Here is a 26496-nt window from a genome sequence, read left to right on the forward strand (position 1 = left end):
ATATTTCGCACCCAATATTATGACAGTTTTAAGGATTCTGCTGAGTTTTTTTCACTTTAAACCACTGCGCATACAATGCTGGTAAAAAGAAGAGCGTCAACAGCGTCGCCACGATCAAACCGCCCATAATGGCAACTGCCATCGGCCCGAAGAAAATACTACGAGAAAGTGGAATCATTGCCAGTACCGCAGCCAAAGCGGTCAACACAATTGGACGACAACGGCGCACTGTGGCATTAATAATGGCATCCCATGCAGACTCCCCCGACTGAATATCTTGCTCAATCTGATCAATTAAAATCAGTGAATTTCGCATGATCATACCTGACAGCGCGATTGTGCCCAGCATCGCCACAAAACCAAAAGGTTTATTAAACAATAATAGGAACAGCACTACACCAATAATACCCAGTGGCGCTGTTAAAAACACAATCACTGCGCGTGAAATGCTACGCAGCTGAATCATTAATAAAGTCATGACCACTGCAAGGAAGAGTGGCATGCCCGCATTCACTGAGTTTTGACCTCGCGCCGATTCTTCAACTGTACCGCCTACTTCAAGTAAATAACCATTTGGCATCTCAGCACGTAACTGATCAAATGGCTCTTTTAACTCACCAACGACTGTAGCAGGCTGTAATTTACTGCGAATATCCCCACGCACCGTAATGGTTGGCAAACGGTTACGATGCCATATCAAGCCTTCTTCAAAGCGATATTCAATTTTTGCAATTTGAGCCAAGGGGACTGAACTGCCATTGCTGGTCGGTACTGCCAAACTACTGAGTGAACCGACATCCAGCCGCTCTGCCTGATCGCCACGCATACGTATTTCAATCAATTCACGCTTTTCACGATATTGGTTAATCACTGCGCCACTGATCGAACTGTTAAGAAAATTCGCCAAATCTAAACTCGACACACCCATTTGCCGTGCACGGTCTTGGTCAATATCCAACTGAATGACTTTACTCGGCTCACCCCAATCTAAATGCACATTGGTGGTGTTTGAGTTTTCACTGACTGTTGCAGACACACGTTGCGCCCATTCACGTACTAAAGTCAGATCCTCCCCTGAGACACGGAACTGCAATGGATAACCCACAGGTGGACCATTTTCCAATAACGACACACGAGTACGCACTTCAGGCAGTAATTTACGAATTTCTTCTGCCAATGACTCACGGATTTCATTGCGATCATCCAAAGAGGAAGCCAACACCACAAACTGTGCAAAACTTGCTTGGGGCAATTGCTGATCTAAAGGTAAATAAAAACGCGGCGACCCCGTTCCGACATAAGCAACAAAGTTATCAATCCCCTGTTTTTTCGAGAGGAACGCTTCGACTTTTTTCACTGCGGCTTCAGTGGCTTTCAGCGAAGCACCTTCTTCCAGTTTTAAATCCACCAAAATTTCAGCGCGATTCGACGGTGGAAAAAACTGCTGTGGCACAGTTTTAAACATCAAAATGGATAACACAAAAATGCCGACCGTCGCAGCAATGACAGTTTTACGATAAGTCACGCAGGTATTGACCCAACCGCGAAAGCGTTGGTAGAACTGAGTTTGATAAGGATCGTGCTGTTCGCCCGCATGATGCACTGTTGGCTGAGGTTCTGGTTGCTTACGCAAACGTGCCCACAAACGCTGATACCACGGTGCTTTTTGAATTAGATCTTTATTGAAATCAGGCAATAATTTATCACCCAAATATGGTACAAACAGCACCGCTGCAAACCACGATACAATGAGCGCAATAGTCACTACTTGGAAAATTGAACGGGTGTATTCACCGGTGCTTGATGCCGCTGTCGCAATGGGTAAAAAACCTGCTGCGGTGATTAAGGTTCCGGTCAACATTGGAAAAGCCGTAGTCCTCCATGCATGACCGGCGGCTTGCAGTCGGGTATAGCCCTGCTCCATCTTAATCGCCATCATCTCGATCGCAATAATGGCGTCATCCACTAAGAGTCCCAGCGCTAAAATCAGTGCACCTAAAGAAATTTTGTGCAGCCCAACATCAAACATTTGCATGCCGGCAAAGGTCATTGCCAGTACTAAAGGAATGGAAAATGCGACCACCAGTCCGGTACGAAAACCCAATGAGAAAAAGCTGACCAACAAAACAATAATGACCGCTTCAGCCAAGACTTTCATAAACTCATTGACACTGCGTTTCACTGCCACTGGTTGATCAGAAACTTTTTTCAGCTCCATACCCAAAGGCAAAGTTTTTTGCAGGCGAGCAAACTCGGTTTCAAGATTTTTGCCCAGAGACAGAATGTCACCACCCTTTCGCATCGACACGGCAATACCTAAACCATTTTCACCCATAAAACGCATACGCGGTTGCGGCGGATCACTAAAGCCACGATAGACATCTGCTACATCACCCAGTTGAATGGTTCGACCATTCACCAACAGTGGCATCTGACGCAGTTCATCAATATTTTGTAAATTGCCACTGACCCGAACTTGAATACGGTCGGAGTTGGTTTCAAAGAATCCAGCACTGGCTACGGTATTTTGTTGCTGCAAGGCTTGTTGAATGGCAGTTATCGGCACACCCATCTGCGTTGCTTTGGTGTTGGAAATTTCAATCCAAATTTTTTGGTCTTGCAGCCCGATTAAATCCACTTTGGCTACATCTTTGACCCGTTGCAATTGCAGTTGTAAGCGGTCGGCATATTCCTTCATAGTGGCATAGTCGAAGTCTTTGCCGGTCAAGACATAAATGTTGCCAAAAGTATCGCCAAACTCATCATTAAAAAATGGTCCCTGCACGCCAGAAGGCAATTGATGTTTAATGTCGTTGACCTTTTTACGTACCGTATACCAAACATCCGGAACTTGCTGTGAACGTAGGCTGTCTTTAGCGACAAATGTCACCATCGACTCACCCGGCCGTGAATAGGCCATAATCCGTTCATATTGCCCGGTGGTCATCAGTTCCTTTTCAATACGATCCGTTACCTGCATTGAGACTTCTTTGGCTGTTGCTCCAGGCCAATAAGTTTGGATGACCATGACTTTAAAAGTAAATGGTGGGTCTTCACTCTGCGACAATTTGGAATACGACACGATGCCAATAATGCCCAGTAAAATCATAAAATAGAGGATTAAGCCTTTATTTTTCAGTGCCCACTCTGACAGGTTAAAATTCATGATTTCGCGCCTCCAGAAATTTGGACAGCACGATTTTCACGGTCAACTGGATTAATTTTTTGTTTTTCACGCAGTAGATGCACACCGCCGACCACCACATAATCATTTGGATTGAGACCACTCAATACGGGTACGGTTTCACGGCCATATTCACCCAAAGTCACCGGAACTTTACGCACAGTATGATCGGCATTCACCACCATCACATAGGCCTGCTGACCACTTGCAGACACACTCGACAGCGGAACTTGAATGACGTTGTGCTGTGCTTTGTTTAAAAAGACTCGGGCACTTTGACCCAATTGGATCGCGCTATTGCCCTCACGCAGTGCAACTTTCACACTATAGGTACGCGACTGATCTGCGGCAGGGCTAATTTCACGCACATACGCAGCAAATTTTTCCTGTGGTTTAGACCATAAAGTGACCCAGGCATCCTGCCCGGCTTTAATATCGGTTACAGCTTGTTCCGGCACCCCAATCACCACCTCACGTTCACCGGCAATCGCCAACTGATAGGCGGGCTGACCGGCTGAAATCACTTGGCCAATTTCAATATTACGCTCAGTAATCACACCATTTTTATTGGCGATTAATTGGTTATAACCGGTTTGATTACGACTGACATCATAGTTAGATTGTGCTTGTTTTAAATTGGACTGCGCAGCTTTGTACTGATTATCGACTGCATCATACTGTGAGCGACTCACGGCATTGACTGGTAGCAATTGCTTGAAGCGCTTTAATTCATCTTCAGCAATTTGCGCTGCGGAACGTGCGCTTTCAAGCTGTGCTTGCGCAGCATTGAGTTGTAATTGTGCATCTTTGACATCCAGTTTTGCCAAGACCTGCCCTACTCGGACTTGATCACCAACTTCGACATAGCGTTCGGTAATTTGTCCGCTGACACGAAAAGCCAATGCCGTTTGCTGACGGGCTTGCACATCACCTGCATAACTTTTTTGTTCAAAATGGCTTGCACTCGGCTGAGTCACCATCACAAATGGAACTTCCTGTTCAGTTTGGGCTTTATCCTTGCTGCATCCCCATAAGGTCACACTGCAAACGATGATCATGCTGACAACTGTGGTCTTAATCGTACTCATGAAGTTCGCTCTTAATAAAAAGTATTTTTTAGGGCAGAATATTATTCAATTAGTTTGGTTATTTTTTAATTAATAAACCATGCGGTACATTAATTAGATTATTTATCCGAAATCAATGACCTTTTCGCCTTTTTTGGAATTTTTTCAGCAAATGAACGTCGGCCGCCCGAAAGACTTAGAAAAACGACAACGCATTTTAGAGTCGGCAAAGCAGCTATTTTTAGAAATGGGCTATCACGGCTCCAGTATGAATCAAATTGCGCAAAATGCTGGCGTGACCAAACTCACGGTGTATAACCACTTTCAAGACAAAGCGACTTTATTTACCTGCGCCATTGAAGACACATGCGAGCACATCTTAAGTACCCGTCCACGTGAACTAACAGCTGACAGCAATTTTATTGTGGTGTTAAACGAAGTCTGCGAACTCGCCCTGAACATCGTCAATTTGCCAGAAGCCATTAAGCTCGATTTGTTGCTTTTAGAATTAGCTGCTGAACATAGCCCTTTGGTCGAGCAATTTTATCGTGCTTCACATTTGAAAATGCGACAGGTTTGGGAAAATTTCTTTCAAGATGCAGCGGCTTTAAATTTCATTCAGCAGGATCATCCTGCCCGACAAACTGAACTGATTGTGTCGCTACTGATGGGACTACGCCATCAAGAAGTCTTATTGGGCATGCGCCCAGTACCTGAAGCAGCAGAGCGGCAGGCCATTATTCACTCTGCCATCGACATCTTTATGCTGAAATATCAACTCGGCACGCAAAACTAAGCATTTTCTGAAATATTTCAACGCTAAACTGAAACAAATGGCATAGCTATTGCTCATTTACCTAGAAAAGTCATCCGACTTTTGTCTGTACCCCCTTTTGCCACGGCACTTTCGGGGTATAGTCGAGACAGGAATACGCGGAGAAATAACAAATGATTCAACAAATTGATGCTCCATTACGTGAAGACGTGCGCTTACTGGGCAATTTATTGGGTGAAACCCTAAAGCAGCATGCAGGACAAGATTTGTTTAATCAGGTAGAGCAAATTCGTGCTTTGTCTAAAGGCGCGCGCGATGGACAAGTTGAAGCCGAAAAACAGTTAGAACAATTATTTTTAAATTTAAAAGATGAAGAAATTCTGCCACTGACCCGTGCATTTACGCACTTTCTCAACTTTGCCAATATTGCCGAACAATACAATGTGGTGCGCAGCCGTCGCCAAAGTGAGTTTGATGAGCAAGCGCCCTCACCGAATCCACTGGATCATTTATTTGAAAAATTTAAAAGCAATAACATCAGCGCAGAACAACTGTTCCAACAAATTTGTGAATTAAAAATTGAATTGGTACTGACTGCACATCCAACCGAAGTTAGCCGCCGTACCTTGATCCAAAAATATGATGGGATTAATGATTGCCTGTTTAAAATGGATCAACAAAAACTTACGCCACGCGAACGCAAAGCGGTTTTAGATGATTTAAAACAACTGATTTGTTCGGCATGGCAAACCGACGAAATTCGTCAACACCGCCCAACCCCTGTCGATGAAGCTAAATGGGGGTTCACCACCATTGAACAGACCTTATGGAATGCTGTACCCAAATTCATGCGTGAGTTGGATGGCATGGTACAAGACCACTGTGGCAAGACCTTGCCTTTAAATGTTGCCCCTGTGCGCTTTGCATCATGGATGGGAGGTGACCGTGATGGCAACCCAAACGTCACCCATAACATTACTCAAGAAGTGCTGTGGCTCTCACGTTGGAAAGCTGCCGACCTGTATTTACGCGATATCGAAGACCTGCGCTGGGAACTTTCGATTCAAGAATGCAGCAAAGAGCTTAGTGATGCCTTGGGTCATTTCCACCCTGAACCGTATCGTGAATATCTACGTGATGCACGTGAACGCCTCAAAGCCACTCGTCACTGGTTGGCACTGAAACTCCGTGGCGAAGATGCGGACGATAGCCAAGTCATTAAAAGCCGCCATGAGTTGCTTGATCCACTGTTGGTTTGCTATCGCTCTCTGATTGACAGCGGTTTACCTGAAATTGCCAATGGTCAGTTACTCGACTTTATTCATCGAGTGAATTGTTTCGGTATCGAATTACTCAAATTAGATATTCGTCAGGAATCCACACGTCATCGCCAAGCCATTTCTGCCATTACCGAATATTTAGGTTTAGGCAATTTTGAAACATGGACGGAGCAAGCCCGTCAAAACTTCTTGATTCAGGAACTCCAAAGCAAACGTCCACTGTTACCGAAGTTTTTAAATGAGCCAAAACAAAGCCTGATTGAACATCCAGATGTACAAGAAGTCTTCGCCACGATGCGTACCCTAGCCGAACAACCTGCTGAAAGTTTAGGTGCTTATATTATCTCAATGGCAGAGCATCCAAGTGATGTTTTGGCTGTGCTATTACTACAAAAAGAAGCAGGTATTAAGCAAGCCCTGCGTGTGGTTCCGCTATTTGAAACCCTGAAAGATTTGGATGGCGCATCACGCACCATGAATACCCTATTTAATATGCATTGGTATAAACAGCATATTCAGGGTAAACATGAAGTCATGATTGGTTACTCAGACTCAGCCAAAGATGCGGGCTTTATGTCGGCCAACTGGGCGCAGTACCGTGCCCAAGAAGAATTAACCGCGGTTGCGAAAAAACATGATGTACAACTGACATTATTCCATGGTCGTGGCGGTTCTATCAGCCGTGGTGGCGCGCCAACCCAACAAGCACTGTTTTCGCAGCCGCCGGGTTCGATTTCAGGTGCAATTCGGGTGACTGAACAAGGCGAGATGATTCGCTTCAAGTTTGGATTAGAAGGCATTGCCTTACAAAACCTGGAAATCTACACCGCAGCGACCTTAGAAGCGACCTTATTGCCACCGCCTGAACCCAAACAGGAATGGCGCAAGCTCATGCACAGCATGACTGATTTATCGGTTCAGGTTTATCGCCAAACCGTGCGTGAAAATCCACATTTTGTAAAATACCTGCGTACCGTAACGCCTGAACTTGAGTTACAAATGCTACCACTTGGCTCCCGCCCTGCTAAACGTAAGGTCAGCGGTGGCATTGAGTCTCTTCGTGCCATTCCTTGGGTATTTGCTTGGACGCAAATTCGTTTAATGCTACCGGCATGGTTAGGCACAGGTGCTGCAATTAATCAGGTGATTGATCAGGGTCAAAAAGCAACCTTAGAAGAAATGCTACAACAGTGGCCGTATTTCCAAACCTTAATTGATATGTTGGAAATGGTCTTGTCTAAGGCTGATGGTCATGTAGCACTGTATTATGAATCTCACCTGACAGATGATGCTGATTTGAAATTACTTGGCGAAGAACTCCGCCAACGCCTACGTGATGCAGTACAAACCTTATTGGCACTTAAAGGTGAGTCAAAACTGCTGAGTAGCAATGATGTACTCGATCAATCCATGAAAGTACGTAAGCCCTATCTACTGCCGCTACATTTACTGCAAGCCGAGTTAATGAAACGCCGTCGTGCTTATTTGGCAGCACGCCAAGCAGAAAATACGCCTGTTGATCATGCCTTGATGGTAAGTATTGCCGGTATCGCTGCCGGTCTACGTAATACTGGCTAAAACTTCCAACCCCAAACGAAGCACATCCATGGATGTGCTTTTTTTTTAAGCAATCACTTTAGCTTTAAATTGTTTAGGAATATATAAAATAAGAAAAATTTATGAACTAAGATAAAAAACCAACAATGATTAATTACATGATTTAACATTAATTTTACATATAAAAAACTTTTACCACTTGGTAAAAATACATGTAAAGTCAGGTAATTAATTTGAACAAAATATTTTTAAAAGAGATTAAATCTTCTAAAAAACAAGAGTATGATGTGCACAATTTATCTATTGAGTGCTCATTTTATGTCCAATTGGTTTCCCAAATGGCGCCCGTACGAAGGCAATATTGATGCACGTCCTGTAGGTACCAATGAGTACCTACCTCCGGTGCAAAGTGTTGTATTGGGGATACAACATGCTTTTGCAATGTTTGGTGCAACTGTCCTTGCGCCATTTTTGATGGGCTTTGATGCCAACCTTGCAATTTTAATGTCGGGCATCTGTACCATCTTGTTCTTCTTTATGACTGGTGGTCGTGTACCAAGTTATCTGGGCTCAAGCTTTGCCTTTATTGGTGTGGTCATTGCCGCAACAGGTTATGCAGCGTCAGGTACTGGTGCAGCAAATGCCAATATCGCATTGGCTGCTGGCGGGATTATGGCCTGCGGTATTTTATATGCCATTTTTGGATTTATCGTGATGGCAACGGGTACCCGTTGGATTGAAAAACTCATGCCACCTGTAGTGACAGGTGCAGTGGTGATGATCATTGGTCTCAACCTTGCCCCAGTGACCATTAAAGGGGTTGCCGGTAATAACTTTAATATGTGGATGGCTTTAGTAACTGTACTATGTATGGGTTCAATTGCTGTGTTCACGAAGGGCTTATTACAACGCTTATTGCTATTGGTCGGTCTATTACTGGCATATTTGGTGTATTACATCATTTCCAATGTCATGGGTCATGGCACGCCAATCAATTTCGTTCCAGTACAAGAAGCCGCTTGGTTTGGTGTTCCTCAATTCCATTCGCCTGTTTTTGATTTCAATGCCATGCTGATCATTGCACCAATTGCTTTGATTTTGGTTGCAGAAAACTTAGGTCACATTAAAGCTGTCGGTGCGATGACAGGTGAAAATCTGGATCCGCACATTGGTAAAGCTTTTGTTGCGGATGGTGTTGCAACCACGCTTTCAGGCGGTGTCGGCGGCCCAGGTATGACCACTTATGGTGAAAACATTGGTGTGATGGCAGTGACTCGCGTTTACTCAACCATCGTCTTTGTCTTTGCAGGTGTATTTGCCATTTTCCTTGGTCTTTCACCAAAATTTGGCGCGATTATTCATACCATTCCACAAGCGATTTTGACAGGTGCCTCTATTGTGGTATTCGGTTTGATCACCATCGCTGGTGCTAAAATCTGGATTGAAAACAAAGTTGATTTCTCTAAGAACAAGAACCTAATGGTTGCAGCAGTTACTATTATTTTAGGTACGGGTGACTTTGCCTTGCAATTCGGTAACTTCAATCTAGGTGGTATTGGTACTGCAACCTTTGCAGCCTTGATTTTGAACTGGTTCTTTAGCTTGGGCGATAAATCAGAATAAGTCTGAGCCAATTACAAAGCATAAAAACGATTGAAAAATATTGATTGAATTTTGAAAGCAGCCAACGGGCTGCTTTTTTTTCTGCCTGATATTTCGGTAAGATAAGCCATTACCCTAGGATAGTGCTGTATGCGATTGGATTTGTTCGACCTGCAACTGATGCTGCATATTGTAGATACAGGCAGCCTGACCAAAGGTGCTGCGCATTCTGCCATTTCCTTACAGGCAGCCAGTGAACGGATTAAAAAACTCGAACAACACTACCGCACGACCCTGTTTATACGTCAGGCCAAAGGCGTCAAGCTCACCTTGGCTGGACAAACCTTTATGGAACATGCGCAGCAAATCTTGCGCCAAGGACAACAGCTCGAACAAGCCATGCTGCCTTTTGCCGAAGGTCTAAGCTCGAGCATGACCTTATGGTGTAATTCTTCAGCGCAAAGTGAATATCTACCGGTTTTGCTACCGCGTTATTTAGTGGAAAATCCCAATACCCAAATTGAACTACATGAAGCTGAGTCCAAAGACATCATTGCTGCCATTGAACTAGGCAGCGCACAACTCGGTCTGATATCTGGTTTCTTTAAATCCGAGCATTTACAAACCTTAGAGTTTGCCGAAGATCCATTAGTACTGATCTGCCCGCCGCAGCATGAACTGGTGGCACAGTCAGCGGTACAGCCAATGCAAATTTTGAATTATCCCTTTGTCGGTCTCATGCAATATCATTCGCTACAGCAGTCTATTGAAGCGCAAGCCAGATTATTCGGCTGTGAAATCCAATACCGACTGCGCCTGCCGAATTTCGCCGCGATTGCCCAAGTGGTGGCCAATGGTGTGGGCATTGCGATTATGCCAAAACGCGCAGCGCAGCGATTAAGAACCCTATACGCCTTTAGTCAAGTTGAACTGATTGGTGAGTGGGCGAATCGAAAACTACTGCTTACAGCGCGCAATTTTGATGACTTGCCTGTAAGTTATCAGCATTTCAGTCAGTTTCTACTGTCACAAAAATCTGCTTTGGATAGCTAAGTCTAACCTTTAAATCACGCCAAACTGGTGCAGCATCATATAACCACCGAGGGCAATCAACCCGATAAAAAACACCTTACGGAATTTTTGTTCTGGAATGCGGTAACGGACTTTTTTCCCTGCCCACATGCCAATCAGTGCCGGTATAAGCGCCATAGCGGAAATGGCATAATCAATGGGAATATCTTCGACCGGATTTTGTTGTAAGAACACTGCTAAACAAATGGTTGAGGTGGTAAAAGCAAGACCAAGTGACTGCACCAAATCATCACGTTTAAGCTGTAAGCCTTGCAAATATGGCACCACAGGGATCACCACTACACCCGTTGCCACAGTCAATGCTCCACCAAGATAACCAATGATTGGAGACAGCCATTTTTCGTGTGCTGCAAAGTTCAGCAGGCTTTTGGCGCAAAGTCCATACAGTCCGTATAGTGCCAACATGCCCCCTAGTAAAGCTTCACTTTTAAATTCACCATGCCCTAAAGTTGGAAAAATACTCCAAATTGATCCGACGATAATCCCAATTAATAACGGCCAAAAACGTTTAATCAGGCGCATTACCTGCCCTTCAGCAAATAGTTGCCAAAAGTTGGTGACCATAGATGGAATGATCAATAACGTGGCGGCCTGAAATGGACTGATCACCATGGTGAGTAAGCCCATCGATACCGCAGGTAAACCTAGTCCAATCGTGCCTTTAATTAGGCCTGCGATTGCAAAAACTGTGATGACGAACCAAATCATGGCGAAACTCGCTGAAGAATTGGCTCTATGCTATGCAATTCAGGCGCTTTGAAAAATCAGTGTTTTTGGAATAGAGCCTCAATGAAAAGTTGAGGCTGGGTTTTAACGTCTAAAACTGATAGCGTAGATGGGCTTAACAAACTATTTTGATTTTGAATAAAATATAAGCGTATTTCTTGAATAGTGATATAAAAACTGTTCCAATCTGCTAGTTACTTAAATAGTCTCACTTAAGAAATTGATATTTATGTGAAAATCTAAATAATTTCGTATAACGTGTATTATGTTAATTTTAGAAAAAATTGATAATTAATGAGTAAAATATGCATAAATTTTGGAAAATTTTTATCGGATTAAATATATTTGGATTCATAATTTCAATATCAAATTTCTTTTTCATGCTATTTTACCCAATTATATTTTGTATAAATTCAGCATCAAGTTTGCTCATTTATATAATCTTTAGGTTTATAAAAAAACATAAAGTTAATAATTTTTTGAATATCCTTTTTTCTACAATTTTAGTAATTTTTTTAAATATTTTAATAAGCTACACTTTTTTTAGTTTAGATAAAATGTCTCAGATAATGATATATGCATCAATCATATATCTATGTTTTCAGCTTTTAATGATAGTTCTGCTAGAAGCTGCTCTTTAACTCATTTATTTTCATTTAACATAATGGTTGTTATACGAAATAAAAAAACCTAGGCACTGGCCTAGGTTTTAAATTTAAAAAAACAAATAAAAATCAGTGTAATAAACTCAATTTTAGCGTTTCGTATAAGGTGTATTATGTTAATTTTAGAGAAACTAAACTGATTCAGATTTAAAAAATAAACTCTATTAAAGAGAAAAAATAATGCAGCACAAAGTAATGGTCTCTTTATGTTTGGTTTTTCTTATAGGATGTACACCTAAAGAAAAATCATATATTCCTCAGGAAGGAGATCTAGTGACATGGAAACAGAATCCACAATTGATAGTTAAAGCGAAACTTGGACTGAGACGAGAACATATACCTGATCAATTTGATTATGAGTTTTATAGACCTGCACGAGAACACTATTTAGGTCAATTTCCAATTGATTATACACCTGAAAAATTTGAACCTATTGCACAACAAGAAGCTGACAGTTTGCCGATGCCTGATTCGAATCGACAATTACAGTTTGATTTAAAATTAAGCAATTTAGATTTTCAAGCAACAGATGGCTATTTACCTGATCATGATGACCAAGTGAGAGTCAGGATCGAAGGTCTTACCATAGATATGCGAGCTGAGAAATTAGACACATATAAGACATTTTTACAAAGGAAAGAATTTTTTAAGAAAAATTCAAAATTTGAAAAATATGGTCTGACTTGTTACCCAAAAAAAGTGGCTGATAATTTCTATGGTTGTTATGGGAAATCCAAAGAACAGGATGTTGCTGGTGTTTTATTGGATGTAGTTGCTTTAGAAAATACGGTAGATAATCGATTTGTTCAAATTAGAGGAGAGAGTTATGAGCCCAATAAATATGGCGGTATATGGGTTCAGTGGGAAACGAATTTAAATAATTGGGACAAATGGCAAGAGATAGATAGTGCAATTTGGCGCTTATTAGGTACATGGAACTCTGCTCCATCACCTCAAAAACTAACTAAATAGTTCCCCATTTAACATAATGGCGGTTATACGAAATTTAAAAACCTAGGCATTGACCTAGGTGTTAAATTTAAAAAAATATATAAAAATTAAGGTTATAGTCTCAATTTTAGAAGTTCGCATAACGTGTATTATGTTAATTGTAGACTTTCTAAATAATTAAATTTGTACGACTTAGAAAACGCATTCAATAGTGCTTGAATAGATGCTGTAGCAATATCGGTATCAATTGCTATTCCCCAATACGCATGCCCTCTAGAGTCTATACAACGAATATAACTAATAGACCGACTACTACTCTGCTTTCCTAAAGTATGTTCTGAATACTCAGCAATCGTTATTTTACAAGGCCATTTCATATTTAAAGCATTGACTGATGCAGATAACAACCCATTTCCACAACCTACAAGATTGATAATCTCATCTTTTAACTCAATAGATATTTTAACTTCATAAATATCATCTTTTTTACTTGATTGATAATTTACAAGTTTAAAATCACAGCCCTCCACGCTGATTCCATATTCTTCTCTAAATACTGTCCAAATTTCAGCATGAGATAATTCTTTCTGATTATTATCTGTCAGCTTTTGCACGATTTGGCTAAAATCTTTTTGTAAATTTGGTGGTAAATCTATGCCATGATTCTGCTGTAATATCCATGCAGCACCGCTTTTACCCGACTGACTATTGACACGAATGACTGCCTCATAACTGCATCCTAAATCAACTGGATCTATAGGCAAATAAGGAACTTCCCAAAATGAATGATATTGGGTACTTCTGGCTTGAAAACCTTTTTTAATCGCATCCTGATGGCTACCTGAAAAAGCAGTAAAAACCAACTCACCGACATAAGGATGCCGTGGATGAATAGGAAGTTCATTACATTCTTTCACGATTTCAGCCACTTTTTTAATATCGGAAAAATCAAGTTCGGGTGAAACACCTTGTGTGTACATATTCAAAGCAATGTTCACAAGATCTACATTTCCTGTACGTTCACCATTACCAAATAGACAACCCTCAACACGGTCTGCACCTGCGAGTAATGCAAGTTCAGCTGTAGCAACGCCTGTCCCTCTATCATTATGTGGATGCACACTAATACAGACCTGATTTCTTCTAGAGAAATGTTTACAGAAGTATTCAATTTGATCAGCAAAAATATTAGGAGTGCTCACCTCGACAGTCGTGGGCAAGTTAATAATCATTGGATTCTCAGGACTCGGATCCCATACTTGAGCGACTGCTTCACAAATTTCTAGAGCGAATTCAATCTCGGTAAAGCAAAAAGTCTCTGGAGAATATTCATACGTCCATTTTGTTTCTGGATACTGTTCACATAAGGATTTAACCTGCTTGGTTGATGCAAGGGCTAACTCGATCACTTCCTGTTTAGTCTTTTGAAATACGATTCTACGGAAGACTTCTGCCGTGGCATTGTAAACATGAACAATCGCTTGCTTTACTCCAGTTAAAGACTCAAAGGTTCTTTCAATTAAGTCGGATCTGGCTTGGGTCATGACTTGAATACAAACATCATTTGGTATTTGGTTATTTTCAATAAGGTATCGTACAAAATTAAAATCCGTTTCTGATGCAGCTGGAAATGCAACTTCAATCTGTTTTAACCCACATTCCACCAGTAACTGGAAAAATTTTAGCTTTCTATGATGATCCATAGGATTCGCCAATGCCTGATTTCCATCTCTTAAATCAGTAGAACACCAAACAGGAGCAGTCGTAATTTTTTGACTTGGCCAAGTTCTCTCTGAAAAATCTAAAAATTCAAATGGGCGATATTTGTTTTGAGGGTGGCTTAACATGATGTGCTCCTATTGTTTGAATCACATCATCATGAAGCATCACTTTTTGTCTTTCTTTCGACTTAAAGACAAATACTATCGATAAAAAGACATTATCTAATCTAAATCTAATCTAAATCTAATCTGATTTTTTCTTCATATATTCTGTAGGTGTCATGCCCATTTGTCTTTTAAACATATAAGAAAAAGCACTGGGGCTCTCATAGCCTAAATCTAAAGCAATATTGAGTATCGGCTTTCTCATTTCCAAATCAGTTAAGGCTTGTAGCAATTTTGCTTGCTTCAGCCATACACTAAAATTCATATTGAGTTCTTTTTGGAAAAGCCTTGAAAGTGTTTTAGAGCTTAAGGCATGCTGTCCGGCAACTATCTCTAAATGGTTGGTTTTGGAGAGATCAACTTTGATATTTTCACAAATTTCTTTGAGTATCTCTGACCTTGGTTCCGGCAAACGGAATGGAATTTGTTCTAAAAAGCGTAATTCATCTAATATGAGTTCCAAAAGCCGTTCGTTTCTAGTGTGAGGTAAGACTTCTTCTTTTATCTGTACAGCCTGATTAATAAGTTCTGACAGAAGTTTTGGAATAGCAATAACACTACATTGCGTATTGAAATCAGCACGGGCAAAGGGATCAACAAATATTCCTCGAGCCTCCACATTACCAAATATCTTGATTGAATGTTTTTTGTTTTGAGGTATCCAAATACCTTTAGATGGAGGGATGACCCATATTCCTTCTGATGTTCGAACATGAATGACTCCAGAGAGAGTATGTAGTAACTGGATTCTGTCATGTTGATGAGTCCCCTCTACATATCCATCAGCATACGATTGTGCATAAGCATAAACTGGATAATTGAGCTGACCATGAGAATAATGCACTATAAATATCTCTTAAGCTTGAGGAAGTATTTTATATGATTGATAAAGAATAAATCATTAAGGGTAATTCCCATTTAACATAATGGCGATTATACGCAATACACTTGTATATTAATTTAAATATCAACTACTTAATAAAAATAGAAAAATCCAAAAATGCCCAAAAAGCCGACTTTGAAACAAGTCGGCTTTTTTATGATCGATTTTGATAGTTTTTGCCAAGAAAATTGGCTAAAAAATGATCAATTTAGCAATCAGTGCCCATTTCATACGGATCCAGGTTCCAAAACTATCCCCAATTGCTGGGGATAAAATTTAGGCTATTTTGTACGCTTTGGCTCACATAAAACTCGGCCCTTTACGGCTATCCAGGATAGGTGAATTTTCCTATGATGAAGTCATAGAGAACAGGATGTTCCAAACAACAAGAATAAGAAAGATCGCACCAGGAGCGTGAGGTAAGACAGGAGTCATACCTAGCAACCCAATATGAGAAACCCCGGCAGGATGCTGGGGTTTTTTATTATCTAAAATATTTAGATCAAAGTTGGATGGGCATCCAGAATGCGAATTAAAGTCGCTGCAGGACCAGTCGGATAGCGTCGGCCTTGTTCCCAGTTCTGTAGCGTTCTCGCGCTAATATGCAAACGTGCAGCAAACTCTGCTTGCGTTAATCCAGTTTTCTCACGTACTTCTTTAATATCTGGCAATTCAAGCTCTGTGACTCGACTGGCCTTTATCTCATTACGTTTGATGGCACCAGCTTCTTTGATTGAAGCAACCAGGTCATCAAATAAGTTGTTATCCATGAAATTGCTCCTTTACTAATTGACGCAGGATCGATGTTTCTTTGTCTGTCAGATTATCTTTCACAGACTTTGGATAAGCCACCAGGAAAAATATCTGATCATCTTCTGTGACCCAATAATAGATCACCCGAATGCCGCCGCTTTTACCTTTATTGCCTTGAGTACAGCGTACTTTACGAATTCCACCACCATTCTTGATTAAGTCACCTTTATCAGGTTGTACCAAAAGATCTTGCTGGAGCTGACGATACTCTTCATCACTTACAAGCTCTTTAATTTGCTTGGTAAAAACACTGGTTTCAATGAATAACATGAGCTCAAGTACGTCAATGGCGTATAAGAATTTTAGCAGTTTTAGAATAAAAAAACGAGAGCTGTAGGCTCTCGTTTCGCATAATCAGTATTATGTTAATTTTAGAATATCTATAAAAATATAAAATTAGTTCTTCTAGTCAATGAACTAAAAACAGATGTAAGTTACAAATAAATGGAATTGGAATAAGGACTTATAAAAATGAAAATTGATTTGAATAACTGGAAAATAATTAAAGATGTTTTTATTAAAGCGCAAAAAGCAAATATGCATGTAAATATTGCTAGCGTATCTATCGAGGGAATACCTAACATTACTCCAATAGGAACAGTTTTCTTGAATGATGATGGAACAGGTTTTCTGTTTGATTCATTTTCTCATCAATTAGCAGAAAATCTAAAACAAAATAAAAATGTTTGTATCTGTGCTGTGAACTCAAGCAAAGTTTTTTGGTTATCGTCATTCATTAAAGGGCAATTTAACTCTCATCCTGGTGTAAGACTCTATGGTGAGCTTGGGGATTTAAGACCTGCAACAGAACAAGAAAAATTAAAAGTAAATCTGCGTATTCAATCTTTAAAGTGGACGAAAGGCAGTAAATTAATTTGGTCTGATTTTACTCATGTTAGAGAGTTTAAGGTTAATAACTATAGATGGATAAAATATCCTAATATGATGGATCATTTAACATAATGGTTGTTATACGCAATAAAAAAACCTGGGCACCAACCCAGGTCTAAATTTTAAAAAACAGATAAATATCAGTACAATAAACTCATTTTTCTAATTTCGCATAACGTGTATTATGTTAATTTTAGGAAAACTTTAAGATTAAGAAAAATGATCTTTCCGTGCATACCACTGGGTATGTTCGCGTGAAAATGCATTTTCTGTATCGCCAACAAAATCAGAAAAAGCTTTTTCATTGTTTATTGGATATAAAAAATAATCTATTTTAATCTGTGTTATTTCTGATGCTGTTAAAGAATATGATGTAGATAATTCAGAATATTTTTTCACCTGTATCCAGCCTACTAAACCTATAGCAGCTGTTACTATTATATCTGTTGGCCACACTTTCTCTTCTATATATCCTAATCTTGAAGCAGCCAAAACAAGAGCAATTATATTTAGAAAAATAACTATTGAAAACAATAAATTAGATCTAAAATTATTTTTTCTTGAATTTTTCTTATACCAGCCTAATTGTGATTCAATTCTGTATGACAGATATGCAGATTTTCTTTTCTGTAAATTACCATTCCTCAATTCCTGCATTCGATATGAAATTAAATCTTCATTAATGTCAGCAGAAATTAAAAGCTTCAATTCTTGATTTTGGTTTGTTATTTTTTTAATTGAATTAACAAATTTAACCTTAGCAATATCATAATCTTCATGAAATGGTTCTGCTCTTGTTACAAAACGCCATGTAATAGTTCGAATAGACTCAGCTAGAGATCTCGCTGAATACCACTTTCTATCTGGCTTATTCAGAAATAAGCCTAATGATGAAATTAAGACGCCTATAACAATAATAATTTGGAATGAAATAGTCCATTTTGAAACATTTGGATAAAGAGATATTCCAGTAAGAAGTATTAAGGACAAAATATGTGAAAAATAAAGAAGATAAAACCGATTCTGATATTTTGTTGAAAGCTTATCTGAAACCTGAAACCAATTAGGAAAATCTGTATCTTTCATAAGCCCAACTTTCTGTATGTAGCATCTGATAATACATAATTTTTCCCAACCTCATGTTTAGGAATGTTTTCTAAACAATACATTAATGCTTTTTGCGAATATGGCAAGAAAACAAATCCTAAATCTTTAATAAAATCAGGGCATAAGCTATCAGATTTTCTAGAGTTATTAAGATTTAAAGCAAATAATCGACAACCCTTCTTGACCGCGCATTCAACTTCATACTTCACAAAAGTAGTTTTGAACTTTGTATCTTTACCTATCAACAGTACAAATGTGCTTACTGAATCAATTCTCTCCTTACAAATTCTCTTAATATATGGAATATTCTCAGAACGAATAGCAGTAGGTAATTGATAATCAATAAAAGTAAAATCTGTATGAGGGTTTTTTTTCCATGCTTTCATTAAATAATAGTGACTTATATCAGAACTACTGAAACTAAAAAAAACTTTTGATGTCATAACTTTTCTTTAAATGACTCATAAAATAATAATTCGTATATTAATATAAATATCAATATAATAATTAAAATTTAAAAATACTATTGAGATAAAATGAAAGTTTTTTTGAGCTGGTCTGGAGACAAAAGTAAAGAAACGGCAGAACTATTAGATTCATGGATTAGATGTGTTTTACAAGCAGTAGATCCTTGGATTTCAACTAAGCATATTGGTCGGGGCGCTCTTTGGTTTACTGAGGTTGCTGATCAACTTCAACATACTACTATAGGAATTATTTGCTTAACAAAAGAGAACTTAAATAAGCCTTGGATTCTATTCGAAGCTGGATCTTTAGCCCGAGGTTTAACATCTTCTAGAGTATGCACATTTTTAGTAGATCTCCAACCTACAGATATTGAACCCCCTTTATCTCAGTTCAACCATACTCTTCCGAATAAAGAGAATATGAGAGCGTTAATAGATACATTAAATGAATCCTTAAAAGAACATAAATTACGAGATGATATTCTGGAGACTGTTTTTGAAACTTATTGGCCTAAGTTTGAAAGCGATCTTGATGCTATTCTTGTGAGATATGCAAATGAGACCCCACAACCAGTCATTAGAACTGAAGAAAATATTTTGTTAGAATTATTGGAAACAACTAGAACTTTTGATAAAAGAATTAGAAATATTGAATTATCCGTAAAAAATCAAGGTATTCATGGGAGAAATATGATTTCTCCAAACCAAGCTAAAAAAAGAATCTTTGAGATGCTAAGAGATGGTGTTCCTAAAGAAATAATTATTGAAAACCTTATAGAAAAAGGAGTTTCTCCACATTTTATTATTAAAGAGGTTAATGAAATTTCACGTGATATAGGTATAGATTCCATTTCGGATAATATTAATAATCATATCTGAAAGAAAACTTTGAATTAGAACTTATTTAAAAATATAGCCCCCTAAGAAAGGGCCTATTTAACATAAAATCTCTTATACGAAATTCAAATCCGTCCCAACTATGGGCGGATTTCTTTCAACTCACGTTGAATAAAATGCTGAATCATATCGCGGTATAAACGTTCCACAATATCTGCATTTACACCGTGCTCTGCGGCTTGTAGACGAATTTTACTAATCACCGCTTCGACACGTTCTGGTGATTGAACATCCTGTACTGAACGCTTAAAACGCACCGCTTGATCGACATAAAACTGACGTGCAGCAATGAGCTCAATAATTCCCTGATCAATCACATCAATCTGTGCGCGGGCTTGCTCTAATGACTCAACTTTTTCTTTCTTCATCTTCTCTGGCTTCACTTTCAGCGGTGTTTTCACTTTTATACTTCTCTTCTAACACATTACTGAAAATACTTTCAATCATCCAAACGCGGTATAAGCTATTAAATACATAGCTTTGACCTGCAATACGTAATTCTAAAACAGGAAAATCGGGCTGTGACTTCATCTCACAGTGCATATCATTTTCTTTTAATTTTTCAGCAATATCCTCAGTGCTCAGTTCAGAAATCTCTAACTCATACTGTAAAGCCTGAAAATGTGCTTTGAAGGATAAATCACGCCCTTTGGTCCATACGGCTTCCAAAATGCGATACATCGCATCAATACGCTGCTCTTCGGGCGCACTGTAGTAAAGCTGTGACATAGCTAATGTCGCAGCTTCTGTAGGCCGGCAAAATGGCGTGAACTTAACTTCAGTCCTTTTAGATAAACGCGTTGCAAGGCTCCAGTCAAACAAATCACGACCATGATATGACAATGGATACACATTTAAATGAATATTGTAATAGGCTGCCAGTTCTTCACGAATATACGCAAGCAGTAGCCATGAAATCGGATCTTCCATGGCAATATACAGGTCTAACTCAGGATCTAGCCCCTGAATTTCATTCAACTCTTCGGCATCACTAATTAAATGCTCACGCCATTCAATATGATTAATCATAAAAATTGGGTTATCGGTCAGCAGTTTTTGTTGTTTTAACCGGCGCGTTAAACGCAGTAAATCATCTACTGAATGATATTTACGTTCACCAAATTCGAAGTAACCCGACAAAATTGGCTCATCATTAAAAATACGTTCAGGGAAATTTTGGGCTTGATGATGACGGCTCGCCATGGCGTATAGTGTACGCAGTTTGCCGTACTGCTTTTGCCACAACATATGAAACACATCTTCAAGTAAATAGAGAAAATCTTGGCCGCGCAGTGGCGTGTTTTTTAGAATGGTTTCAGCCTGTTTTAGTGCTTCTTGTGGTGGCTGTTCTGGGGTGTCATGAAAACTAAATCGATGCTGACGCGATAAGATCTTGGCATCATTCAGGCAATACTGCTGCCATTCAACCGCTGACATTTGGTTGGGGGGCTCTGCTGCTTGGCTGGAAATAATCACTTTCAGCGGTTTAATCTCATCACTGAGAATTTCTTCGAGCTGTGGTAACTGCTGCGCCGCCAAATAGCTATAGACATCATCCAGTCGAAGATAAACACTTAAGCCTTGGTCCGTGGGTAACACCGCTTGTCGGGTCGGTTTCTGATAGAACCAACTCGATCGGATTGGATCGAACCAACGGCGTAACAGTGACATGCGTTTTTTGCCTCAACAATGTGGTCGTGCTAAGCCCTGTCAGCACATTTAGGGTGTTTACATCTTATTATGAAGATGTTTTGCCGCAGATATAAGTCTTGTGCAAAACTTATATCAACTCAAGGCAAAATGTTCAACGTTTAACAATGGATTAGACGTCCAGATTTAGATCAGTGACCGCACCTTTTTCTGCGCCCGTCGTGAGTTTTGCAAATTTAGCTAAAGCACCATAAGTATAGTTTGGTTTCGGTTTGACCCAAGCTGCACGGCGTTTGGAAATTTCTTCTTCAGACACCTGCCACGTCATTTCGCGGGTTTCGGCATTAATTGAAATTTGGTCACCATTTTGCACTAAACCAATCGGGCCGCCTTCATAAGCTTCCGGTGTCACATGCCCAATAACAAATCCATGACTGCCGCCAGAGAAGCGGCCATCGGTAATTAGGGCAACCGAGGCCCCTAAACCCTTGCCAATAATAGCAGAGGTCGGCTTTAGCATTTCCGGCATACCCGGGCCGCCTTTTGGCCCCACTCCTCGAATTACTACTACTTCACCTGGTTGGACTTCGCCATCTAGAATACCGCGCATTGCGCCTTGCTCACCTTCAAAGACACGCGCAGGCCCTGCAAAATGCAGCCCTTCTTTACCAGTAATTTTTGCCACAGCGCCAGTCGGTGACAAGTTGCCTTTGAGCACCACCAGATGCGAATCTTTTTTAATCGGTGCATCAAACGGCAAGATAATCTGCTGACCTTCAGGATAATCCTGCACATCTGCTAAGTTTTCCGCCAAAGTTTTACCGGTTACCGTCAAACAAGAACCATCGAGCATACCGGCATCCAGCATACGTTTCATCAATGGCTGAATCCCGCCAATGGCAATCAGTTCCGACATTAAATATTTACCGGATGGACGCACATCTGCGACCACGGGAATGTCTTTACCAATCCGTACAAAATCATCCAAAGACAGTTCAACTCCTGCTGTATGCGCCATGGCAATCAGATGCAGTACGCCATTGGTTGAACCCCCTAAAGCTATCAGCACTTTAATCGAGTTTTCAAAAGCAGCCTTGGTCATAATGTCACGTGGTTTAATATCTAAACGCAGCAAATTCATAACTGCTTCGCCTGCGCGTTGGCAATCTTCAATTTTATCTGCTGAAACTGCTTCTTGCGCCGATGAACCCGGCAAACTCATGCCTAAGGCTTCAATGGCTGAAGCCATAGAATTGGCCGTATACATACCACCACACGAGCCAGGCCCCGGCAGTGAAACTTCTTCAATCTGTTTAACTTGAATCTCGTTAATTTCACCTTTTGCATACTGCCCCACAGCTTCAAAGACTGAAATCATGTCGGTATGCCCTACACCGGGTTTGATGGTGCCGCCATAAATAAATAGTCCCGGACGATTTAAACGCGCCAAGCCCATAATACAACCGGGCATGTTCTTGTCACAGCCGCCAATGGCAATCACGCCGTCATAGGCTTGACAGCCCACAACCGTTTCAATGGAATCGGCAATAATTTCCCGCGACAGCAATGAATATTTCATGCCTTCCGTGCCGTTGGAAATGCCGTCCGAAATAGTAATAGTATTAAAAATAATGCCTTTACCGCCAGCAGCGTTGGCACCTTGTTCTGCTTCGCGCGCTAAGCCGTCAATGTGCATATTGCATGGCGTGACATTGGCCCAAGTCGATGCAATACCAATAAAGGGGCGAGTAAAATCATCATCATCAAAACCTGTTGCACGCATCATAGAACGTGCAGGGGCATTTTCAATGCCTTCATAAACAGGAGCAGAATGTTCGCGGATATTATTTTTACTCATTGTTGTTCCTTGGTGATCGCTGATTTCGTGCCTCAGCTTTGGCGGATTCTTTTAAATTGATTGTATAGAAAGCGCTCGGTATGTAAAAGAAATTACATCCCAACAAAAGAGATTTTTAGCGCATGCAATACCATTCAATCACATGACAAAGCGACATGGAAGTCGCTGTTTTCCTGTATGGCAGGGATGCCATATCAGGAGAACAAAAGATTTTTGTTACTTTTGATCTTTCAAAAGTAAGGGATTGCCTACACAAAGCCATATAAATTATAGCTACTATTCGAGGCTGTCTTTTTTAGAATTTTAATGACATCAACTAATTATTAAATTTTATTTAGTTGCTTCAAGAAACATTATTTTTAATCAGATTAAGAAATATATAACTTAGAATTATTGCCCCATTATTTCATTTAAAAGCTGATTACAGCGGAGTCTTACCTCTATAAAAGCTAATTTTCGGAGCTCGTATGTTACTTTTGTTCCGGCAAAAGTAACCAAAACCATTTGTCATCCGCAAAACTCGGCAACTGTTTGCAACTAAAAAAATGATCGCAGAAACATTCACTTTTAAATTACCGTTTGCCTCAGACAGTTGCGGATGACATTTCCTCGTATCCAATGCAAGTTATGTAGATGTAAATTAAAAAAGCACCCCATTTGGAGTGCTTTTTTATTTGGAAATCTAAAATTTAGATTTCACGTACTGCACCTTTCGCTGCACTCGTGGTATGCATCGCATACGCTTTCAAAGCTTTCGAAATTTTACGTGGACGCTCTTCTACTGGGTGCCAACCTTTGGCTTCTTGCGCTGCACGGCGAGCTGCCATCGTAGCGTCATCAACAGCTAAGTTGATGGTACGGTTTGGAATATCGATTTCGATTAAATCACCATCTTCCACCAAACCAATTGCACCACCTTCTGCTGCTTCAGGTGAAACGTGACCAATTGAAAGGCCTGATGAACCGCCAGAGAAACGACCGTCAGTCAATAACGCACATTCTTTACCTAAACCTTTCGATTTTAGGTAGCTGGTTGGGTACAGCATTTCTTGCATGCCCGGACCGCCGCGTGGACCTTCATAACGAATTACAACCACATCGCCTGCTTTGATTTCGTTACCCAAAATCGATTCTACTGCTGAATCTTGGCTTTCAAACACACGTGCAGTACCGTTGAATTTCAAGATTGAATCATCTACACCCGCAGTTTTTACGATACAACCATCGAGCGCAATGTTGCCGTAAAGCACAGCTAAGCCACCGTCTTTCGAGAACGCATGTTCAGCATTACGGATCACGCCATTTTCACGGTCACCGTCAAGACGTTGGTAATAACGATCTTGTGAGAATGCAGTTTGCGTTGGTACACCGCCTGGCGCTGAACGGAAGAATTGGTATACATCTTCATTTTCAGTACGAATGATGTCCCACTTATCTAAAGAATCTTTCAGTGTTTTTTCATGTACGGTGCCCACAGATGTATCGAGTAAGCCAGCTCGATCCAATTCACCTAGAATTGACATAATGCCGCCCGCACGGTGTACATCTTCCATATGCACATCGTTTTTCGCAGGTGCAACTTTACACAGAACTGGCACTTTACGAGATAAGCGGTCAATGTCGTCCATGGTGAAATCAACGCCAGCTTCATTGGCAGCAGCCAACAAGTGAAGAACAGTATTGGTTGAACCACCCATCGCAATGTCCAAAGTCATGGCATTTTCATACGATGCTTTGGTCACCATTTCACGTGGCAATACGCTGTAATCATCTTGTTCATAGTGACGTTTGGTAATTTCTACGATTAATTGACCCGCTTTTTCAAATAGTTTTTTACGGTTGGCATGTGTTGCCAGTGTAGAACCGTTACCCGGTAAAGACAGACCCAATGCTTCTGTTAAGCAATTCATTGAGTTTGCGGTGAACATACCTGAACATGAGCCGCAAGTTGGGCATGCAGAACGTTCGTATTCAGCCACTTCTTCGTCAGTGTAGTTATCATCAGCAGCTACAATCATGGCATCAATCAAGTCGATCGCTTTGTCATTGCCGCGGATTTTAACTTTACCCGCTTCCATTGGACCGCCAGATACAAATACCACTGGAATGTTCAAGCGCATAGCCGCCATTAGCATTCCTGGGGTGATTTTGTCACAGTTAGAGATACATACCATGGCATCCGCACAGTGCGCGCTCACCATGTATTCAACTGAGTCAGCAATCAAGTCACGTGAAGGCAATGAATACAACATGCCATCATGACCCATCGCAATACCGTCATCAACCGCAATGGTATTGAATTCTTTAGCAACACCGCCTGCTTGCTCAATTTGACGCGCCACAAGCTGACCAAGGTCTTTAAGATGAACGTGACCCGGTACAAATTGGGTGAAAGAGTTCACTACGGCAATAATTGGTTTACCAAAGTCTTCATCTTTCATCCCTGTCGCACGCCATAAACCGCGTGCGCCAGCCATATTTCTTCCGTGTGTCGATGTTTTTGAGCGATAGTCAGGCATTTTATATTTCCAACAAAGTTTGAGCTTGAAATGAATCTACGCGAGTCATTCTGGCTAAATCATACTGACAATGATGTTAAATCAGTCAAATTTTAACCCTATCATACACCAAGCCATTGTTTTTAAAGATGGCCTTTTCATATTGGTAATAGGCAGAAGGGTCGATCAATTGAATTTGCTGATTTGACGACAAAAATCTTTTAACTGAAATCTACTATACCGCCATCACTGTAGAGACAATACAAAACTTTCATGAATAATTTTTAAATTTTATATAAATATAATTTATTTAAAATAAGTAAATATTGAATATTGGGTTATATAAAAGCTGATTTAAGACGCTTAATTAAGTCATTTTTTCAATAACATTTTGATCGGTTTTATTGCCTTAATTTTAAACGTTTTTAAAGAGATACGGCTTTGTTGCACAAACCTATCTGTAAAGGCTTTTTCAGCGATATAATTTTCAAATGAAGAAGCCTGCACACAAAATCTACCGCACAACCAATTGGCCCGCATATAACCGAGCACTTATGAGTCGCGGAAATATTGCCATTTGGTTTGATCCTGCTACGCAATGGTATGCGCCATCAAAAGGCAAACAAGGGCGAAATCAAACCTACTCC

20 protein-coding genes and 1 pseudogene are annotated in these 26496 nt (G+C 40.2%); 8 read left to right on the forward strand and 13 right to left on the reverse strand.

Features of this window, described 5'->3' with window-relative positions; genetic code table 11:
• Positions 1-28: 28 nt before the first annotated feature.
• Entirely contained in the window at positions 29-3166 is a 3138-nt protein-coding gene (locus tag A9J31_RS11185) for an efflux RND transporter permease subunit (RefSeq protein WP_067765692.1), read from the reverse strand.
• Complete coding sequence (locus A9J31_RS11190) at positions 3163-4272, reverse strand: efflux RND transporter periplasmic adaptor subunit (RefSeq protein WP_067765695.1); 1110 nt, start codon at positions 4270-4272, stop codon at positions 3163-3165. Before A9J31_RS11190 ends, A9J31_RS11185 begins: the two co-directional genes overlap by 4 nt.
• A gap of 151 nt (positions 4273-4423) precedes the next feature.
• Between A9J31_RS11190 and A9J31_RS11195 the strand changes: the two genes are divergently transcribed.
• The 4 genes from A9J31_RS11195 (at position 4424) to A9J31_RS11210 (ending at position 10518) form a co-directional block, all read left to right on the forward strand.
• Positions 4424-5047 (forward strand): TetR/AcrR family transcriptional regulator, encoded by a 624-nt coding sequence (locus tag A9J31_RS11195; RefSeq protein ID WP_150923049.1) that lies wholly within the window; start codon positions 4424-4426, stop codon positions 5045-5047.
• Positions 5048-5199: 152 nt separating this feature from the next.
• Positions 5200-7884 (forward strand): phosphoenolpyruvate carboxylase, encoded by a 2685-nt coding sequence (ppc, locus tag A9J31_RS11200; RefSeq protein WP_067765701.1) that lies wholly within the window; start codon positions 5200-5202, stop codon positions 7882-7884.
• 297 nt (positions 7885-8181) lie between these two features.
• A complete protein-coding gene (locus A9J31_RS11205) occupies positions 8182-9486 on the forward strand; it encodes a solute carrier family 23 protein (protein ID WP_067765704.1) in 1305 nt (434 codons plus the stop codon).
• A 129-nt stretch (positions 9487-9615) separates the two neighbouring features.
• The gene (locus tag A9J31_RS11210; protein ID WP_067765706.1) at positions 9616-10518 is read left to right on the forward strand and encodes a LysR family transcriptional regulator; all 903 of its coding nucleotides are present in this window, start codon (positions 9616-9618) and stop codon (positions 10516-10518) included.
• Between the two features lie 9 nt (positions 10519-10527).
• On the opposite strand, the gene A9J31_RS11215 is transcribed toward A9J31_RS11210, so the two are convergent.
• Complete coding sequence (locus A9J31_RS11215) at positions 10528-11265, reverse strand: sulfite exporter TauE/SafE family protein (RefSeq protein ID WP_067765709.1); 738 nt, start codon at positions 11263-11265, stop codon at positions 10528-10530.
• Positions 11266-12128: 863 nt separating this feature from the next.
• Here A9J31_RS11215 and A9J31_RS15740 point away from each other — a divergent pair.
• Positions 12129-12920, forward strand: coding sequence for a hypothetical protein (locus A9J31_RS15740; protein WP_005166851.1), 792 nt, complete (start codon positions 12129-12131; stop codon positions 12918-12920).
• Between the two features lie 128 nt (positions 12921-13048).
• Here the strand turns inward: A9J31_RS15740 and leuA are convergent, their stop codons facing one another.
• The 4 genes from leuA to A9J31_RS11245 form a co-directional block, all read right to left on the reverse strand.
• Positions 13049-14746 carry a 2-isopropylmalate synthase gene (leuA, locus tag A9J31_RS11230; RefSeq protein ID WP_067765715.1) on the reverse strand — a complete coding sequence of 566 codons (1698 nt, stop codon included), beginning with the start codon at positions 14744-14746 and terminating at the stop codon, positions 13049-13051.
• Positions 14747-14864: 118 nt separating this feature from the next.
• Entirely contained in the window at positions 14865-15629 is a 765-nt protein-coding gene (locus A9J31_RS11235) for an AraC family transcriptional regulator (protein WP_067765718.1), read from the reverse strand.
• A 536-nt stretch (positions 15630-16165) separates the two neighbouring features.
• Entirely contained in the window at positions 16166-16438 is a 273-nt protein-coding gene (nadS, locus tag A9J31_RS11240; RefSeq protein ID WP_004641921.1) for a NadS family protein, read from the reverse strand.
• Positions 16431-16751, reverse strand: a complete 321-nt coding sequence (locus A9J31_RS11245) for a type II toxin-antitoxin system RelE/ParE family toxin (protein WP_067765721.1) — start codon at positions 16749-16751, stop codon at positions 16431-16433. The genes nadS and A9J31_RS11245 overlap by 8 nt, the downstream gene beginning before the upstream one ends.
• A gap of 201 nt (positions 16752-16952) precedes the next feature.
• On the opposite strand from A9J31_RS11245, the gene A9J31_RS11250 reads away from it, so the two are divergent.
• The gene (locus A9J31_RS11250; RefSeq protein ID WP_039624381.1) at positions 16953-17444 is read left to right on the forward strand and encodes a pyridoxamine 5'-phosphate oxidase family protein; all 492 of its coding nucleotides are present in this window, start codon (positions 16953-16955) and stop codon (positions 17442-17444) included.
• A gap of 138 nt (positions 17445-17582) precedes the next feature.
• Here the strand turns inward: A9J31_RS11250 and A9J31_RS11255 are convergent, their stop codons facing one another.
• Both A9J31_RS11255 and A9J31_RS11260 read right to left on the reverse strand, forming a co-directional pair.
• Positions 17583-18458, reverse strand: coding sequence for a DUF4231 domain-containing protein (locus A9J31_RS11255; protein WP_067765724.1), 876 nt, complete (start codon positions 18456-18458; stop codon positions 17583-17585).
• A complete protein-coding gene (locus A9J31_RS11260) occupies positions 18455-18922 on the reverse strand; it encodes a TIR domain-containing protein (protein ID WP_081410316.1) in 468 nt (155 codons plus the stop codon). Before A9J31_RS11260 ends, A9J31_RS11255 begins: the two co-directional genes overlap by 4 nt.
• Before the next feature lie 93 nt (positions 18923-19015).
• Here A9J31_RS11260 and A9J31_RS11265 point away from each other — a divergent pair, with 93 nt between their 5' ends.
• Positions 19016-19825: a toll/interleukin-1 receptor domain-containing protein gene (locus tag A9J31_RS11265; protein ID WP_067765727.1), complete on the forward strand. Its 810-nt coding sequence runs from the start codon at positions 19016-19018 to the stop codon at positions 19823-19825.
• Between the two features lie 98 nt (positions 19826-19923).
• Here A9J31_RS11265 and A9J31_RS11270 read toward each other — a convergent pair whose 3' ends face one another.
• The 4 genes from A9J31_RS11270 to ilvD (A9J31_RS11285) all read right to left on the reverse strand — a co-directional run bounded on the left by A9J31_RS11270 (position 19924) and on the right by ilvD (A9J31_RS11285) (position 25870).
• A complete protein-coding gene (locus tag A9J31_RS11270) occupies positions 19924-20211 on the reverse strand; it encodes a chorismate mutase (protein WP_067765730.1) in 288 nt (95 codons plus the stop codon).
• Positions 20192-21514 (reverse strand): hypothetical protein, encoded by a 1323-nt coding sequence (locus A9J31_RS11275; RefSeq protein WP_067765733.1) that lies wholly within the window; start codon positions 21512-21514, stop codon positions 20192-20194. Before A9J31_RS11275 ends, A9J31_RS11270 begins: the two co-directional genes overlap by 20 nt.
• A gap of 151 nt (positions 21515-21665) precedes the next feature.
• Entirely contained in the window at positions 21666-23351 is a 1686-nt protein-coding gene (gene ilvD, locus A9J31_RS11280; protein ID WP_067765736.1) for a dihydroxy-acid dehydratase, read from the reverse strand.
• A gap of 689 nt (positions 23352-24040) precedes the next feature.
• Positions 24041-25870: a dihydroxy-acid dehydratase gene (ilvD, locus tag A9J31_RS11285; protein WP_081410317.1), complete on the reverse strand. Its 1830-nt coding sequence runs from the start codon at positions 25868-25870 to the stop codon at positions 24041-24043.
• A 470-nt stretch (positions 25871-26340) separates the two neighbouring features.
• On the opposite strand from ilvD (A9J31_RS11285), the pseudogene A9J31_RS15460 reads away from it, so the two are divergent.
• Positions 26341-26496 (forward strand): annotated as a pseudogene (locus tag A9J31_RS15460) (IS5/IS1182 family transposase); the annotation flags it as partial.

The sequence above is a fragment of the Acinetobacter gandensis genome (assembly GCF_001678755.1).
GTDB lineage: Bacteria > Pseudomonadota > Gammaproteobacteria > Pseudomonadales > Moraxellaceae > Acinetobacter > Acinetobacter gandensis.